Source organism: Candidatus Poribacteria bacterium (assembly GCA_026702755.1).
Classification (GTDB): Bacteria; Poribacteria; WGA-4E; order WGA-4E; family WGA-3G; genus WGA-3G.
In genome coordinates this window covers 1-17599 of the sequence record JAPPBX010000077.1, presented here as the reverse complement: position 1 = coordinate 17599, position 17599 = coordinate 1, and the positions used below count along the sequence as shown (strand labels likewise).

At 46.8% G+C, this 17599-nt stretch carries 17 protein-coding genes; 6 read left to right on the top strand and 11 right to left on the bottom strand.

From position 1 onward, the window contains the following. A partial coding sequence (locus OXH39_13865; GenBank protein ID MCY3551543.1) for an RNA-guided endonuclease TnpB family protein occupies positions 1-1055 on the top strand: 1055 nt, incomplete at its 5' end. Positions 1056-1127: 72 nt separating this feature from the next. On the opposite strand, the gene OXH39_13860 is transcribed toward OXH39_13865, so the two are convergent. The 8 genes from OXH39_13860 to OXH39_13825 all read right to left on the bottom strand — a co-directional run bounded on the left by OXH39_13860 (position 1128) and on the right by OXH39_13825 (position 8616). Continuing rightward, positions 1128-2024, bottom strand: coding sequence for a hypothetical protein (locus OXH39_13860; GenBank protein ID MCY3551542.1), 897 nt, complete (start codon positions 2022-2024; stop codon positions 1128-1130). 127 nt (positions 2025-2151) lie between these two features. Further along, entirely contained in the window at positions 2152-3132 is a 981-nt protein-coding gene (locus OXH39_13855; GenBank protein ID MCY3551541.1) for a hypothetical protein, read from the bottom strand. A gap of 24 nt (positions 3133-3156) precedes the next feature. Further along, a complete protein-coding gene (locus OXH39_13850; protein ID MCY3551540.1) occupies positions 3157-4134 on the bottom strand; it encodes a hypothetical protein in 978 nt (325 codons plus the stop codon). 24 nt (positions 4135-4158) lie between these two features. Further along, positions 4159-5172, bottom strand: a complete 1014-nt coding sequence (locus tag OXH39_13845) for a hypothetical protein (GenBank protein MCY3551539.1) — start codon at positions 5170-5172, stop codon at positions 4159-4161. Positions 5173-5235: 63 nt separating this feature from the next. Further along, the gene (locus OXH39_13840) at positions 5236-5961 is read right to left on the bottom strand and encodes a hypothetical protein (protein ID MCY3551538.1); all 726 of its coding nucleotides are present in this window, start codon (positions 5959-5961) and stop codon (positions 5236-5238) included. A 7-nt stretch (positions 5962-5968) separates the two neighbouring features. Continuing rightward, a complete protein-coding gene (locus OXH39_13835; protein MCY3551537.1) occupies positions 5969-6772 on the bottom strand; it encodes a hypothetical protein in 804 nt (267 codons plus the stop codon). 22 nt (positions 6773-6794) lie between these two features. Then, complete coding sequence (locus OXH39_13830) at positions 6795-7874, bottom strand: mandelate racemase/muconate lactonizing enzyme family protein (protein MCY3551536.1); 1080 nt, start codon at positions 7872-7874, stop codon at positions 6795-6797. Between the two features lie 94 nt (positions 7875-7968). Continuing rightward, positions 7969-8616: a ThuA domain-containing protein gene (locus OXH39_13825; protein ID MCY3551535.1), complete on the bottom strand. Its 648-nt coding sequence runs from the start codon at positions 8614-8616 to the stop codon at positions 7969-7971. Between the two features lie 194 nt (positions 8617-8810). Here OXH39_13825 and OXH39_13820 point away from each other — a divergent pair, with 194 nt between their 5' ends. The 5 genes from OXH39_13820 to OXH39_13800 all read left to right on the top strand — a co-directional run bounded on the left by OXH39_13820 (position 8811) and on the right by OXH39_13800 (position 12972). After that, positions 8811-9353, top strand: coding sequence for a hypothetical protein (locus OXH39_13820; protein MCY3551534.1), 543 nt, complete (start codon positions 8811-8813; stop codon positions 9351-9353). A 72-nt stretch (positions 9354-9425) separates the two neighbouring features. Then, positions 9426-10832, top strand: a complete 1407-nt coding sequence (gene purF / locus OXH39_13815) for an amidophosphoribosyltransferase (protein ID MCY3551533.1) — start codon at positions 9426-9428, stop codon at positions 10830-10832. Between the two features lie 50 nt (positions 10833-10882). After that, entirely contained in the window at positions 10883-11194 is a 312-nt protein-coding gene (locus tag OXH39_13810) for a hypothetical protein (protein MCY3551532.1), read from the top strand. Continuing rightward, positions 11184-12224 carry a phosphoribosylformylglycinamidine cyclo-ligase gene (purM, locus tag OXH39_13805; protein MCY3551531.1) on the top strand — a complete coding sequence of 347 codons (1041 nt, stop codon included), beginning with the start codon at positions 11184-11186 and terminating at the stop codon, positions 12222-12224. The genes OXH39_13810 and purM overlap by 11 nt, the downstream gene beginning before the upstream one ends. Continuing rightward, positions 12211-12972 (top strand): hypothetical protein, encoded by a 762-nt coding sequence (locus tag OXH39_13800; protein MCY3551530.1) that lies wholly within the window; start codon positions 12211-12213, stop codon positions 12970-12972. The genes purM and OXH39_13800 overlap by 14 nt, the downstream gene beginning before the upstream one ends. 59 nt (positions 12973-13031) lie before the next feature. Here OXH39_13800 and OXH39_13795 read toward each other — a convergent pair whose 3' ends face one another. The 3 genes from OXH39_13795 to OXH39_13785 form a co-directional block, all read right to left on the bottom strand. Further along, positions 13032-13982, bottom strand: a complete 951-nt coding sequence (locus OXH39_13795; protein MCY3551529.1) for an energy transducer TonB — start codon at positions 13980-13982, stop codon at positions 13032-13034. 38 nt (positions 13983-14020) lie between these two features. Continuing rightward, positions 14021-14974: an energy transducer TonB gene (locus OXH39_13790; protein ID MCY3551528.1), complete on the bottom strand. Its 954-nt coding sequence runs from the start codon at positions 14972-14974 to the stop codon at positions 14021-14023. 271 nt (positions 14975-15245) lie between these two features. After that, entirely contained in the window at positions 15246-17501 is a 2256-nt protein-coding gene (locus OXH39_13785; GenBank protein ID MCY3551527.1) for a DUF5916 domain-containing protein, read from the bottom strand. Positions 17502-17599 lie beyond the last annotated feature (98 nt).

Below are 17599 nucleotides of genomic sequence, written 5' to 3'. Positions count from 1 at the left end.
TTATTGTATCACAATCTTGTTTTAGAGAGTGGTCTAAATTTCCGGTGGCAGTACAGTATTATCGCATGTTTGGTAAAAACCTATCTGCCTGTCGGATAAATGCTCATATTGCGAAACTCAAAAAGCGAACTAAACGACATTGGAAAGACCTCCCAAGCCAAGTTGTTCAAGACGTTGTATTGCGTTACGGCAAAGCACAAGACGCATTTTTTCAGAATATCAAAGACCGAAAAGCAGGTTTGACGAGACGTAAAGTCGGCAGACCAAAAATAAAACCGCAACATAAATACACCTCCATGACGTTCACACAAGCAGGATACACACTTGAGGGGAACCGTATCAAAATCAACTGTATAGATACATGGTTCTCTTTCCACAAACACCGTGAAATCAAAGGTGTCATCAAAACTATCACACTCAAGCGTGATAGGTGCGGTGATTATTGGCTATGCTTTTCGTGCGAGAATGTTGACGATTCCCAACCCAAACCCAAGACGGGTAAGAGCGCAGGGTTTGATTATGGAAACAAAACATTCCTTACAAGCGACGAAGGCAATAAGATTCAATCCCCGCAATTTTTCAAACAATCCCTGAAGACATTGCGATCTCTAAGCAAAGCACTGAGTCGTAAAGTCAAAGGTTCTAACAATTGGTATCGTGCGTGTCGTGCTTTGGCAAGGCAACACAGAAAAGTTGCTCGACAAAGAGAAGATTGGCAATGGAAACTTGCTACCGAACTTTGCACAGAGTTTGATACCCTCTACTTTGAAACCCTGAACCTTGAGGGTATGAAACGGCTTTGGGGTCGCAAAGTCTCTGACCATGCCTTCTATCAGTTTTTGCAGATATTGGAGCAGAAGTGTGCGAAACATGGTAAAACACTTCTCCAAATCAGCCAGTGGACAGCAACGACAAAACCTTGTAGTGATTGCGGATACCATAACAAAGAACTCTCTCTTGACGATAGGCAGTGGACATGTCCCGAATGTGGTTCATATCATGATAGAGACGTAAACGCTGCTATCAATATCAAACAGGCAGGCTTGGCTGCCTAAAGTGGAGCGAATGTCAGACGGATTTTCTCTCAGAGAAAACTGCAGTTCGCGAGGAAGCACAAGCCCCTACCTTCAGTTAGTGGGTACCATTGACTTAGAGGTTTTCATTTTCGCCCAAATTATGGTGAGCAATTGTCGTTTAGGGGATACCGGCAAAGCAAATGCTGGATCAAACCAATTGGGATACACATTTATACCGCGGCTCGTGAGTTGTTTGTTCTGACGACTTGCCAAATCAATCTTGAAGACCTGCCAATTCTCACCAACTTTTCTATGGTAGGCGAGTTCCTCCCCAGACGGGGACCAGGCGGGATGCTCAGATATTTGTTCTTGCTCAGGAATAATCTCACGCAAATTGGCACCGTCTCTCCTGACAGTGTAGATCGTTCCTGTAACCGGACCCTTGCCGCCTAACTTCTCAACGTGTGAAAAAGCAATAGTTGAGCCATCTAATGACCAAGCAGGTCTGAACATATGCAGTTGTGGTTCGGGCTGCAGTATCTCTTGACGACGCGTATGGAGGTTAATAATCACAAGCGGATTTGGTTTCTCTATTAGACCTGCCTTAGGGAATACGATCTCCGTCCCATCAGGAGACCACGCAGGAAACCCACCGCTTCTACTACACGTCGCCAAGCGTTCCTCTCGCCCATCTAACGTCGCGATGTAGATAGCCCAGTCATTGCCTTTGTTTCCCAGATAAGCGATCTGTTTACCATCTGGAGACCAAGCCGGTTGTTCTCTTGAAGCAATCTTCTTAAACACTCGCCTCACGTCTTCTCCATTGGCATCCATCAGGTATAAATCGTCCACTCCATCCCGATTGGATACGAAAAGAATCTGCTCGCCTGTCGGCGACCACATGGGTTGAAAATCAGCATCAGGATGATGGGTTAATCGAACTTGCTGTTTTCCATCAGTATCCATCATGTAGATTTCAGTATTGCCATCGCGGGTAGAATTAAACACTATCTTAGGACGTGTTGGTACTTCTGCTGAAATATGACAAACGCTGAAGCAAAACAAAGTGAAACTTAAGCAGCACAAAAGGTGGAAGTGTGAACATTTCATAATAGACTCTGTCGAAAATTAGGGTTTAATTTTGGATTTTCACTTTACCCCACACCGTGGTGAGCAACTGTGGTTTAGGGGATACTAGCAAAGCAAACGCTGGATCAAACCAATCAGGGTAAACATTTATGCCACGGCGTGTGAGTTGCTCGCTTGCGCGACTTGCCAAGTCAATTTTAAAGATTTGTCGGTTTTCAATAACCTGTCTATGATAAGCAAGTTCATTTCTCGGTGGAGCCCAGGTAGCGTGTTCAGCTATCGGTTCTTTCTTAGGAACAAGTTCGTCCATGACACCACCATCGCGATTGACAGCGTAGAGCGTTCCCCTAACTGGACCGCGGGCTCCCAATCTCTCGACATTTGAAAACGCGAGGATCCCATCCCGTGCCCAAGAAGGATAGAACATCCGTAATTGCTGCTGCGGATGGAACTGCTCCTGCTTTCCGGTGGGTAGGTCGTAAATGACGAGCGGCGAGGGGAAGTTTCCCATCGCACGGGCGGCAGCAAAGACTATTTCCGTGCCGTCGGGGGACCACGCTGGAAATCCGCCTGTTCTGCCACACCATGATAGCCATTCCTCTTTTCCATCCAGCGTCGCAATATAGATTGACCAGTCCTCTCCCTTGTTTCCTAAATAAGCGATCTGTTTGCCGTCGGGTGACCAGGCCGGTTGTTGCCTAAAAGAACCCCTTTTAAATATCTTTCTTACGTTTTCACCATTAGCATCCATTAAGTATAAGTCTGGCACTCCATCCCGCTTGGATACAAAAAGAATCTGATCACCTGCCGGCGACCATACGGGTTGAAAATCAGCATCGGGGTGCTTGGTTAATCTAACCTGCTGTTTTCCATCAGTACCCATCATATAAATTTCAGCATTACCGTCTCGGTTAGAGTTGAATACTATCTTGGGGCGTGTCGGGATCTGTGCCGAAACGGGACAAATCCTGAGGCACAACAGCGTAAAGGCAGTCCAACACAAAAGGTAGAAATGCAGTCGTTTCATAACAAACTCCCTCGAAACAAAAATTTAGTCTTGGATTTTCATTTTACCCCAGAGAGTGGTGAGCAATTGCGGTTCAGGAGAAATGGGTGGAAATTCGGGATCAAACCAGTCCCAACCTATATTCTGGATTCCAGTTCTGCCTAAACGAGCGAGCGGTGTCTCGGTGCGAGACTCTAAGTCTATTTTCAATAACAGTGTTTGGTCCCCAACTATTTTTCGATAAAGAAGTGCTTTCCCATCAGGCGACCACGCCGGTGCTATGTATGCATTTTCAACTATCTTGTCAACTTTCCTGCTATCGCGATCAGAAATGTAGATACTCAATTCCCAATGGTGTTTCCCCATGACAAATGCGAGTTTTTTCCCATCAGGTGACCAGGCAGGGTAAAGCATGTCACCGCCTGGAATTCTCGGAACCAGTATCTCTTTTTTACGCGTTATTAGATTGATAATTTGAATACGCCATTTTCCGAAACTACCGCTGACAAAAGCGACCTTGGTTCCGTCAGGCGACCAAGAAGGAAAACCTCCAAAGAACTCTGCTGATTTGGCAAGGCGTTCCGTCTTCCCGCCATTGAGTGTATTGATATACACTGCCCAATCCGGGACGGGCGAGTACGTATTGTAAGCGATTTTTTTCCCATCGGGGGACCAAGTAGGCGCGGTTCTGTACTCCAAGTCGTCAAACGCTCGGCGGACATTTTGTCCATCAGGATCCATGAGATAGATGTCAGGAAGCCCTTCGTGATCTCGTTCTGAAACAAAGGCGATCTGTTCTCCAGTTGGTGACCATGTAGGGTCGAAATCGTCTCCAGGGTGGTTGGTTAACCTCACCTGTTCACTTCCGTCAGCGTTCATTATATAGATTTCAGCATTGCCATCACGGATAGAGGTGAACAGAATCTTCGCGCGCTTCGGTGCTTCTGCTGAAACAGAACAAACGCTGAGACATAACAGCGTAAAAGCAGCCCAACACAAAAAGCAGCAATATAGACGTTTCATAACAAACTCTCTTGAAACTAAGATTTAGTCTTGAATCTTCATTTCACCCCAAACTGTGGTGAGCAGCTGCGGTTTTGGGGAAACAGGTAAAACTTTAGGATCAAACCAGTCCCACCCAGTATTTCGGCCACGACGTGTGCTTGGACCCAAGAGCGCGAGTGGGGTCTTGAGGCGAGTGGCTAAGTCTATTTTGAACAACTGTTTCTGACCCCCAATTGTTTTTTTGTAAAGCAGCTCTTTGCCATCAGGTGACCATGCCAGCATTCCGGACGCATTTTTAACTATCTCCTTAGGCGATTTCTCTTTCCGCCTGACAGTATAGACACCTGCCTTTTTCCCGCCTCGACTCCACCAAGAGAAGGCAAGTTTCCTTCCGTCAGGAGACCAAGCAGGATAGCGCGGGTCACCGCCCTCAATCTTGAGAGGAAGCATCTCTTTCTTACGGGTTTGTAGGTTGACGGTCCAAATGTGCCATTCTATCAGTACACCAAGTTTCGGTGCTCCTCTTGGTTTAACGCTGCCGAAGGCGATCTCAGTCCCATCGGGTGACCAAGCAGGAAAACCACTCGGGTATATTCCTACTTCGGTAACCCGCTCTGCTGTGCCTCCATCTATTGTGTTGAAGTATACTGCCCAATCCGGTACAGATGAGTACGTATGGTAAGCAATCTTTTTCCCATCGGGCGACCAAGAAGGTGCGGTCCTATAGTCCAACTCGTCAAACGCCCGGCGGATATTTTGTCCATCAGCATCCATGAGATAGATATCATAAAGCCCTTTATGGTCCCGCTCTGAGACAAAAGCGATGTGCTCTCCGGTCGGAGACCAGGTGGGATCGAAATCGTCTCCGGGATGGTTGGTTAATCTCACCTGTTCACTTCCGTCAGTATTCATCACATAGATCTCAGCATTGCCATCACGGGTAGTGGTAAACACAATTTTGGCGCTCGTCGGAGTTTCTGCCCAAATGTTAAGAAGATTTGAGAAAATCAATACCAAACCGGTACTGAATAGAACGGAAAGTCTCATAATTTTCATGGATAGTCCCTCCAAAGGATGTGTGATTGAATAGATGGTATTGAAGTATTTCTCGGATTTTTGTTATTCTATCGTTAGAGTGATGCTATTGGAAGTGAGCGTTGCCTTGCCAAGCAGTGATTTGACAGGTAGATAGATATCGTTGTATTTCTGTTCAAGGCGGTCAATTTGTTGCTGGAGATCGTTAACTGCGGAACGCTTATCCGCGGCGGATACATGTGCATCGGTCACATCCTCAATCCGTTTAATCTCTGCTTCTAATTCTATAACTTCTGGGTGTTTCTTTTTCAAAAAATCTCGGTAAACTGGTAACGCTATTGTGAGCCTGATTGTGTAGTTCCCTTTCTCCAACCGGTAATATTTCTGTAAATCTTCTAAAGAGACAACCTGCGTTGTCACGGCTTTCAATTCCAATCCTTGGATACACTGAACAGATCTCCCATCCTTTTTAATAAAGACTTCTGCAGAACTCGGAACAGAGATTGGATGTTTAGGTTCGACAATATTGCCGTCGGTATCTGTAATCCTTAACTGCGCAAACACATTTGGCGTTGCAATGTTGAGGGAAGGCACGAGAAGGTCAAATTTTCCGTTCTGAATACTGAGTTCAAGCGGAATAGTATCCTTAGATACATAAACCTCTTTAGGTGTTGAAAGAGAAAAGATTACCCCTGAAGTGGCTGTTGTCCCATCCGTTGGCATCGATTGAGTTTGCAAACCTGCGATGCACCCTACCATACTAAAAATCAGAAATAGATAAAGCAGCGTAAGACTTTTAAATGTTTTCATAAAAACCCTATTCTATTGTCAGTGTAACCTCATTAGATACAAGCGGTGCCTTCCCACGAAGTGATTTGACAGGTAAGTAAATATCCTTCACCGCGTCCTTGTGTCTTTCCTCAATGAACTTAATCTGTTCTTGGTAGTATTTTACCGCGTCCTGCTTTGCAGCGGCTTGCAAATTCGGATCATTCTGCAACCGCGCCAGATCACGTTTCAACTCAAGCACCTCTGGATGCGCCTCTATTATAGATTCCCGGTAAACCTCTAACTCAATCGCAAGCGTTACAGCGTAAGTGCCGGGCTGCAATTTATAGTATTTTTGAATATCTTTCAACGTCAATTCCTGAGTCGCGTCGGCTTTGAATTCAAAGCCTTGAATACAGCGTACCGATTTCCCGTCACGCTGCACATATTTTTGCGGGTTTTCCTGTGTGAGCATACGCTTCGGTTTAACAATCTGTCCGTTTGTGTCCTTCACAGTTATTTGCGTAAACGCTCCCCTTGTCGCGACACTGAAAAAAGAAACAAGAAGATCAAACTTCGCATTCTGAATATTGAGATTAAGGGGGATGGCTTCTTCCGTAGTGTAATTCGTTTTAGGTATTGAAAGCTGGAGTTCGGCAAGCGCACCAGGTGCTTCCGTTTCTGTAGTAGGGGCTGTCTCATTAGTTTCGGGTTGCGTTGTCTGTTGACTTCCGAGGCAGCCAGCAAGCGTAACAATAAGTAGGAAAAAGCAGAGGGAAATAAATTTGGGTCTTATAGAGCGCAGTGTGCAAGCCCATGTTGCAGTGCACCCGTCAGTATTACAAAGTAGCATTTTTTATAGCTCCTGATATGTGTTAAAGTGTAATGCCTAATCCAGTCCGGGTAGGCACTTCAATAAATCCGTCAACGATTTTCTCTGGCGGTTTAATCAGAGACGCGCGCCAGTCTACCTCGCCCCAAGCGTATTCAAGGATTGCGAAATTCGGCACACTCGCCATGCATTGGACACTGGCAGCGGTCGCAACGGGACCGCTCGGATTGTGAGGCGTTACCATAACGTTCCGTGCAGCGGCAAGGGTAGCAATTTTTTTCAGCCCTGAAATTCCACCAACATGTTTGACATCCGGCAAAATATAATCTACGTGTGCTTGTGTCAGCAATTTATCAAAATCCGTGAGGGTCCGTAAACGTTCACCGGTCGCAATCGGGATACCAATGGAACGACTTATATGGTCGAAAGCGTCAAGGTTATCCAGGGGCACTGCATCTTCAATCCAGAAGAGGTGTAAGTCTTCCAATTCTTTTGCGACTTGAATGAGAATACCGGGGTTAAAACGGCTATGGCAATCCACCATCAGATCAATATCCGCACCAATTGCGGAACGAATCGTGCGGATGCGATCAATACCTAAGCAGATAGCGGGAGTGAGTGTTCCTCGTGAGATATTCGCGACAGAAACATCATCAAAGGGTGCGCACTTTATGGCGGTAAACCCCTCAGCAACAGCACGCTTAGCATTGTGGGCAAACCCGTACGGACTGCGATCGACGGTGGCGCGGTTAATATTCGCATAGAGACGAATCTTATCTCGACACTTACCACCCAACAGATAATAGCTGGGCACATCTAACGCCTTTCCTGCCAAATCCCACATCGCTTGTTCAATTCCGCTAAGCGCAGTATGATAGGAATGGCTTTCAGTATCGTGATAGAGATGCTCGCGGAATGCCTCCAGTTGAAACGGATTGGATCCGACAAAAGTGGACATGAGCGTCTTAATGAGGTCTTCAACGCGTGCGTCGTTCCTACCGTGGGAAGCCTCACCGATGCCAACCGTCCCGTCGTCAGCGTGGACCTTGACGAAAAGCCAATTGCCTCGGTGATTTACTTGAACAACTTCGGTTTCTATATCTGTGATTTTTAGTGTGCGCATTTGGGTTTAAGATAGTGGATCGGCGAGACACAAGTGCCTCGCCGTCCAGTGCTTTTGGCGTAGCTTACAGGTTTCCAAAACTCACGAAACAAAATTAGGATGCCGCTGCCCATTTCACCCCTTGGGTGAGGAATTTCTGCATGCCGGCGCGCTCGAAGGTCCCCGGTCCGTGTCCCAAAGTGGTGTAAAAGACACGTCCCGAACCGTAAGGTTTTACCCATGCCATCGGATGCGCCTTGCCGAACCACTCAGCAGATGCCAAGACATGAATGTGCGGATCGTGTGCAGAAATATAGATCTCATCTTCTACATCAAAATCTTCAACGCCTTCGGTTGTTGGATGGTCGTTGTCTTCTATATGGACGGTAAAAGTTGAACCGGGTGGATGCCAATTGGCAGCACCGCCGATAAGTTCCATCGCCTGACCGCCGATCCACCACGCAGTGCCGTGAATACCGACCAATCCTTTGCCATCGCTGACGAATTGAAACAAGCCGTCCTCTTCAGCAGGTGCTAAATCGGAGACACGTGCGACGGATCCATCATCTCGGCGTTCTGTCCGTGTGAAACCGGTGCCAAAGACACAGGCATCATAGTCATTTAGCTCCGACGATGCTAAGATTCCTTTATCGTCAGTTAACGCCGCTGAAATATCAGCATCATCGGAGAGAAAATCGTGAATGACGCTGGCACTCGCATCAAAACGGTGGTTTTCGCCGGATAGTACGAGAATTTTTGACATGAGAACCTCCTTTGAAAACGGCACTGAATCCGCCGCTTACAGTGAGAGATTGAACTTAGGAACTGCATTTTGTGGAGATAGTTTAATTCAAAGTTAGAATTGTGTCAAACCAATTCCGTGGAAAAGATTGTTTTGACAATTAATGCTGCGTCATGATACAATAGAATTAAAATTGAAAAGAAAGACGGGAATGTATGAAAAAAAAAGGTATCGCATTAACCCTTGGTCAAATTGTTGCGGGAAGTCTCGTCGGGTTGGTAGGTGGTTGGGTGTGCTTGCTGATATTTGACGATTTTATTTGGCAAGTACTCCTCGGCAACAAAGTCCGTCACGGCTTCTGGGTAGGTTTACTTCTTCTTCTCTCACTGGGCATCACGTACGGGGTTGTGATTGTAGGCGCGAGCGCGGGTATTCGCTTCGTGAGCCAGAGATTCGGTGTCAATATTCCCTTAAAACCGCTCTGCTCAGGGGCGTTTTTAGGCCCGCCAGCTGTCGTTGGCTTACTCGCCCTTCTCAACGTCCCATGGGAAATATTTGGAAGGCCGAATCTGGTTTTAGCGTTGCTTTTGCCCGTACTTAAGACGCTCGCGTACGTTGTGTCACTGCCCATGCGCGGGTGGGTGTCCCTTGGCTTACCAGTCGAGGTCTGGTATATCCTCGCTGTACCTATCGGTGCCATCTTAGGATACAGGTTAACAGTCGTAAAAAACAGTGAAGTGAGTGCAGAAGGAACATAGATCAAGGAAAGGCTTTTTTGATGAAGAGTTACGAAAATCTAAGAGTGCACGCTGGAGGTTTTACCCGTCAAAATGCAATATGATGATAAACCGAAGGACGAATGTGGTGTATTCGGCATTTTCGGCCACCCAAAAGCAGTAGAATTGACCTATTTAGGGTTGCGCGCCCTTCAGCATCGAGGGCAGGAAAGCAGCGGTATTGTCGCATCGGATGGTGAGAAGTTTACATATCACCACGGCATGGGTCTTGTTCACTCTGTCTTCACCCCTGATGCCTTAGCGAAACTGAAAGGGCATATCGCTATCGGACACAACCGATACTCAACAGCAGGGGAAAGTACGCTTGAAAACGCCCAGCCTTTAGTCCGGAATTACAAACAAGGTCCCCTCGCGCTTGGGCACAACGGCAATCTCGTCAACGCGACGCAAGTTCGGAATCATCTGGAGAACGCCGGTTCCATCTTCAGTACAAGTTTGGACACCGAGGTGATTTTTCATTTGATAGCACATTCGCGGAAGCAGGCTTTGGAACATAGAATTACCGACGCGCTTCGGAGTGTTCAAGGCGCGTATTCGTTCGTATGCATGGATAACACTACACTGATGGGGGCTCGCGACGCACATGGATTTCGTCCGCTCTGGCTTGGCAAACTCGGTGATGCTTATGTGTTAGCCTCGGAGACGTGTGCCCTTGATGTGGTTGAAGCCGAGCCGATACGTGAGGTAGAACCTGGAGAATTGATATTCACACGCTCTACCCATCGCGGTATAGAGTCCTATCGGTTCCATCAAAAACAAGCGAAATTATCACAGTGCATCTTTGAATATATCTACCTCGCGCGGTCAGATGGCAGGATGTTCGGACAGAGCGTGAATAACACGCGCCGCGAGTTCGGCAGACAACTCGCTCGTGAACACCCCGTCAAAGCTGATGTCGTTATCCCAGTTCCCGATTCCGCGACGATTGCTGCCCTCGGATACGCTGAAGAATCTGGCATTCCGTTTGATTTGGGACTATCTCGGAATGCTTTTGTCGGTCGCTCGTTCATGAATCCCACACAGGATATTCGAGAACTCATGGTTAAGGTGAAGTTGAACCCTGTGCGCGATGTGCTACGCGGTAAACGGGTCATCCTTGTAGACGACTCGATTATGCGAGGAACAAATAGTCGGAAGCTCATCAAGATCATTCGGCAAGGCGGCGCGACAGCCGTCCATCTCCGCATTGCATCCCCTCCGAACAAATTCTCATGCTTCTATGGCGTAGACACACCAACCCGTAGGGAGTTAATCGCGAGTTCACACACAATTGACGAAATTCGCAAGTATATCCGCGCCGACAGTCTCGGTTATTTGAGTATTGATGGTATGCTCAAATCAGTGGAAACACCTCAGGACTTTTGTACCACCTGCTTTGATGGAAAATATCCGATTCCGTTTTTGGAAGAATCTTCAGAGCAACTCCCTTTAATTGATTAGAGAAACCTTTCAATATGGGCTATTAAAATCACATCTGCAAGGAAATTCTTATGCGGCGTACAGAAAGAAACAGGGGCGGACGGAAAAAACCGAGTCCGATAGGCACAGCACAAGGTCGACACACGCTTATCTCTTTGCTTGGTTGTGCTATCCTCGGTATGGTGCTGAGTAGAATCCTCCCACTTCTCATTGAGAAGTTGCGGCCGAACATGAAGGCGGATGAAGCGGAAGAGATCGGCGTACTCATTGCGTTAGGTATCAGTGGCATCGTGTTAGTCATTAGTCTCTTAAGACCGAGAAAAAGTGTCTCACCTCTGCGCAAACAATTGTTGAAGGAACAGGAAAAATCAGATGGCAGATAAAAATCCGCTGACGTATGCCGATGCTGGCGTTTCATTTGAAGCAGAAACTGAAGCGATAGCGCGACTAAAAAAGCTGGTTCAAACCACTTATCGCCCCGAAGTTCTTAGCGATGTCGGTACTTTCGGCGGGCTTTTTGCACTCCAAAAGTATCAAGAACCTGTGCTTGTTTCCAGTACAGACAGTGTAGGTACAAAATTAAAGGTTGCGTTTAAAGCGGGACGGCACGACACCGTCGGCTTTGACATTGTTGCACACTGTGGTAACGATATTGTTGTACAGGGGGCAGAACCGCTCTTCTTTTTGGATTATATCGGCATCAACAAAGTCGTACCTACAGTGATTGAAGAAATCGTAACAGGTTTGTCATCAGGGTGCCGAGAGATCGGTTGTGCCTTAATTGGCGGTGAAATCGCGGAGTTATCGGATCTTTATGCACCGGGTGAGTACGACTTGGTAGGCACTATCGTCGGTGCGGTTGAGAAATCCGACGTGATTACTGGAGAAAGAATTGCCCCCGGGGACCAACTCATCGGCTTAGCCTCCGTGGGTCTACATACGAATGGCTTTACGTTAGCGCGGCGGATTCTGTTTGACAGGTGCAATTACAGCGTAGATACTTACCTCCCTGAACTCTCCGCAACGGTGGGAGACGCACTGCTTTCGACTCACAAAAGCTACGTGAAATCCATCCTGTCTTTTCGCAACGTGTGTGATATTAAAGGCATCGCCCATATCACCGGCGGCGGATTGCCTGCGAATGTGGTGCGGATCCTACCAGATGGGTGTGTGGCACACATTCAGAACGGAACATGGGAGATTCCGTCTATTTTTCCGTTTCTACAGGCGAAGGGAGACGTTGAAGCATCTGAAATGTACAAGGTTTTCAACATGGGAATCGGAATGGTGGTCGTCGTTGCACCAGATGGTGTTGATGCCGCTCTGAAGTCGCTGAAAGCATCCGATGAATCCACTTACCTCATCGGTGAAGTGGTCGCGGGAGAAAAGGGGGTACAGGGTGTCCTATCCTAATACAGACGCTCAAACCACACCAACCTTCTTAGATGAGGCTGCGCTGCAGGAACTGACGGCTTTGCTCGACGAAACACATCCACAAGTCACTTTAGCGGCGTTCCAAAACGTGGACGATAGCGATGCAGCGGTGTTTCTCGTAATGTGTTCGCACTTCAATAGTGAACCTACGGGAAAGGCACTCGCCGCACACGCTGGAAGACTTTTCGCGCAGTTACCCGTTAATAAACAGATAAGCATCGCTGAGAAAGTGACAACAACGGAAACTGTTGATTCTGAATTCGCGATGCAGGTCTGGAACGAACAGATTACCAAGATTAAGGAAGCAATCCAAAAAACCACCTTCTTGGGTGAAGGCACAGCGAACCTCGCAAAGTTGTTGTCATATATGGACGTAACAGCACAGAATGAGTTGTTGGAAGCGTTAGGAGAGAAACAACCGGAAGTGGTGGATATTGTTTCCGAGCAGCTGTTTACATTTGAGGATCTGGGAAATTTGGAAGATGAAGCAATTAAAACTATTTTACAAGTGCTCGACAAACCGACCTTAGCCCTTGCACTACACAACGCACCGACCGCCATACACGACCGATTCTTTGAAAATATGTCAGCATCACAGGTAGAAGCCGTTGAGGCGGAAGCTGCCCGATTGACGTTTGAACAAACGCAAATAGCTGACACAGCACGCTACTCGGTTGTAAACTTAGTCCGTAACTTCGCAGCAAAAGGCTTGCTAAAAATCGGGTGAACGCCGGATACTCACCGCTTTTCTTTTTTTATCACCTATATCAAAACAAACGAATACCGTTAGTTGTCTTTAAGCGTAAACTTATAGCCTATTTGAACTAACTTGCTGATAGGTTGACCACCCTTCGTTGCCGGATGAAAAGTGGATTTTTTCAACGCTGCAATCGCCGCCGCCTCAAGTCCAAACCCAAGATTCGTCAGTGCTTTAATATCTTTCGGGTTCCCTTTCTCATCAACGGTCGCCTGTAAAATAACCTCGCCTTCCTTCTCTGCCTTCTTGGCACTCTCCGGATAATCGGGTTCCACTTGAAACTTCTTCTTCGGAGGCACGACTCCGGGCTCAGACTCGAAATTGACACTATCTAACCCGGGTCCTTCATCAAGTGCAGGACCATCAAGTTTGTTAATCAGTGATGGTGCCTCGCGTTTTAGTTCAAGAACGGGTGCTTTGTTTTCAGGCTCAATCGTCGTTGTTGGCTTCACAAAATTCCGGTCAACATCTATAATTGCTGGTCCTTCGTCAGGACCGGGCGTTGAAAGATCATCAGTTGCTTCTATACCTGGGACCACAAAACCCTTATTTGATAGCGGTTGGTTGGTGTCAGTCGTTACGGGTCGCTGGAAAACAGGTTTCCGCGCTGTCTGTTGTGCTTGGTTGAACTTCGGGGTTTCCCGACGTATGAACCGACGCTTCGTCTTGACATCTTCTGTGACGATACTGATATCAAACGTCTCCCGTTCATTTTCAATCCGATCTTTAATATAAAAGACACTAATGATAATCGCTATGAGGATATGAAATACCATTGCGACTGTAAACGCGGCGGAACTCCGTCCAACGTGCTTTTGTGTGATAGTATGCTTCGGCATGTTTGCCTGCGCCGTAGAAATGCTTCGCTGCTGGCTGGTATCAAGCGAGACCTGTTTCAACGCGACAAAACGCTTCGGTTTCTTACGCTCCGCGCGCCGCTCTTGCATTTGACTGAGTATACCGGAAGTTCTGTTGCTCACTCGTTTTCCTCCTGAAAAAAGGGGAACAAGCGATATGCTTAGCCATCTTTAAGTTTAAACTCGTAAGGGATTTGAACTTTCTCAAGTGTGATAGGTTTCCCGTTTTTCGTCGCCGGACGAAAAGTAGCCTTTTTCAACGCATCAATCGCTGCATCCTCAAGCCCAAATCCAAGGTTTGTCAATGCCTTAATGTCTTTTGCAATACCTTTTTCATCGATGGTTGCTTCCAAAAGAACCACGCCTTCTTTCTCCGCCTTCTTAGCACTCTCTGGATACGTCGGTTTCACTTTAATTTTGTACGTAGGCGAAACAGTCCGTGACTCGGGGGTAATGTCAATGTTAGCCGCTCCAAGTGCTTCATCGGGTAGAGGCGTATCAAGTTTATCAAGAACGTTGGGTGCCTCACGCTGTCGTTCAAGGACGGGTGCTTTGTTTTCAGTCTCAATCGTCGGTGTTGGCTTTACAAAGCTCCGGTCGACATCTATCGCTTTCAGTCCTTCATCAGGACCGGGCGTTGAGAGATCATCAGTTGCTTCTATATCTGGGATGACAAACCCTTGATCCGATGGTAATTGGTTGGTGTCAGTCCTTACGCGCGGACGGAAAACAAGTTGCTGCTGCGCCTGTTGTGCCTGGTTGAACTTCGGGGTTTCCCGACGTATGAACCGACGCTTCGTCTTGACATCTTCTGTGACGATACTGATATCAAACGTCTCCCGTTCATTTTCAATCCGATCTTTAATATAAAAGACACTAATGATAATCGCTATGAGGATATGAAATACCATTGCGACTGTAAACGCGGCGGAACTCCGTCCAACGTGCTTTTGTGTGATAGTATGCTTCGGCATGTTTGCCTGCGCCGTAGAAATGCTTCGCTGCTGGCTGGTATCAAGCGAGACCTGTTTCAACGCGACAAAACGCTTCGGTTTTTTACGCTCCGCCCGGCGTTTCCGCATTTGACCGAGCATGCCGGAAGTTCTGCTATTCATTCGTTTTTCCTCCTATCAATAGAAGAGGTCGTTTTGGTCTTTGAATCCTGTTTTGTATGCCTAACCAAAACCGGCGTTGCTAAAAAATACCTTAAGATACTATTCGTAAGTACTTATTTTTAACGTCAGGTACTACCAAAGCGTTTAATAGGACTCACGAAATAAAGAAAAATCTATCCATTTTAGCGTAAATATATCCTAATTATAACATATTCTGATTTTTGTGTCAATTTTTTCGCATCGACACCTCTGCAAGATGTCTCTTGTTGCGTTACGGATTCCACCAATAGGTCATCTTCGCAACCACAGTTGAATCTAACAACCGAGATTTCGTGGTCCCGTTCGTATCATACGTCTGATTGAAAACGAAATAGAAATCGCTTCCTGGGCGATAGATATAGTTAATAAGGAAGTTAGTAGACACGACGTTCGTATCGGCGTTCCATTGTGCAAACAGTTTTGCAAAAAGACCTGTAGTGAAAGAATAGTCAAACCTACCTCTAAAAAGGTTGACGTAAATAGGACGAGGCTCCGCATCGGTAAAATACGCTGTTGGGAGATTAACTATCTGATTAAATTGGTATTGTGCGCTCACACTGATATGTCCATTCGGTTTAAGCGTGGTTTGTAGGTATGCTCTCCGAACTGTGCCGTTATAGAAATCCTCAATGCCGCCACCGACAGTTGTACTGATCGGACGACTATCACTGCTGGAGGCACGGAAACCAAATGAGTTAGATTGGTAGTCACCTATTGGGATCTCTATACCCTCCCGAAAATCGAAAATCTCAGCCAGACGCTCAAAGCTGCGTCCGGCGTTAAAAAAGATGGAGTCTCCCGAGCTCAATTCAAACCAGTTGGTATAGGAAACGTCCCATTCTTCTAATTCGTTGTCGTGATTGAGGATATAATTCATCTCTGGACCGGTCCAGATTTGTCGAATTCCGAATTTTTGGGGCATAGGGACCCAGCGCATTTCACCGCGGAATTGCCGAATGCCGGGACGTCGCACATATCCAACGGCGGGGTTGAAATCTTCATCAATATCGGTATACGAACCTTCTATGCGGAAATACCTACTCCGCCAGTTGGAACCGATATACCATGCATTATTTTCTCCAGACGCATCTGGTTCAAACGTTCGTGACCACAGCCCGCGTATATCCAGATTGTCACTCGGACGGTACTCAAAGTCAAAACCACCTGCACGATTGTAATCGCCAATTTCATCCTTATTGACAGCAATCATGCCAATGCGCGAACCGGAAGCGATATCTTTTGTAATTCGTATCACAGAATAATTGGTGCGCGGAATGTCAATTGGGTCATCTTCCGTATCGTCATGGAACTCATCTGTTAGAACGTTGAGAAATCCGACACCGTAAGAACCGACCTTACCACTTGTTTTTCCACCAAAGATAATTGGAATTGCATTGCCTTCTGCAAGTCCGATCCGTCGGCTATAGAAAAGGAGCATAGGTGGGGGGCGGCGGAAACTGGTCCGTGGTATCCCAAAGTCGAAAAGTCCGGCACCCTCCAAAAAGAACGGTCGCTTTTCAGGAAAAAAGAGGCTAAATCGGGTGAGGTTCACTTGTTCTTCATCGGCTTCGACCTGCGCGAAGTCCGTGTTATAGGTGATGTCCGCTGTCAGATTTGACGTAATGCCGTATTTAGCATCAACGCCTATTTTGAATTTTCCATGGGTTTCAAGTCCTGTGTCATTCTCATTAATTTGGGTCACGCCCGGGAGAATATATGGCAGTACCTCTAAGTTCCGAGACGGAGTGATACCTGAGAGCCCAACAACATTTCCCAAGCTGGCGGTTCGGTACTTCGCCCTGCCACCATAGGATGCCGAAACAGGGACCCATAGCATCTCTTCTTGATTTCGCGCCAATCCGCGACCGGTGTTCATGCCCCATGCCATCGAATCGCTCTTTTTGAAACGGAGTTGACTAAATGGAATACTAAGTTCGGCGGTCCAATTGGTATCGTTAATTTTCGACTTGCAGTTCACCACAGCGTCCCAATCGGAATTAAACGTATCGCCGCTGTTGGTTACGGCTCTGTCCTGTATCGCGCCAAGGGCGTTCATCCGAAAGAAGAAACCGCTGCGTCGATCGTTATAGGTATCAAGTAGCAGGAACACATTATCATTCTCGTGTAGGTCACGAGAATCGCGGCGCATCTCATTCGCGACAAGTTTTGATATATCTGAATCGAAGCAGGTAAAACCGAAATAGATATTCTCGTTGTCATAGAGAACCCGAACCTCCATTGATTCGGAACCGATTTCACCTTCATACGGTTCAATTTGCACAAATTGGTTAATGGGCTCCGCGTGTTTCCAGTCCTCTTCCGTTAAATCGCCGTCAATCTCAACACTTTCATAAGTGCGATAGGCTTTAATCTGGTGCTCCTGCGATTCAGCGCGGACACCGATGGCAATGAGGTGAAAAAGTGTAACGATGAGTAGGGAAATTGTGATTTTTTGGAATTTCGGTGAAGCAAATAGATACTCGTCCAAGAATGTGCCTCCTTTCAAAAAAGCGATCTATCTTCTAATTAATAGAGGGTGTTTCATAAATAATAGTTGCCAAAAGTCAGGATACTGGGTATCCTTCA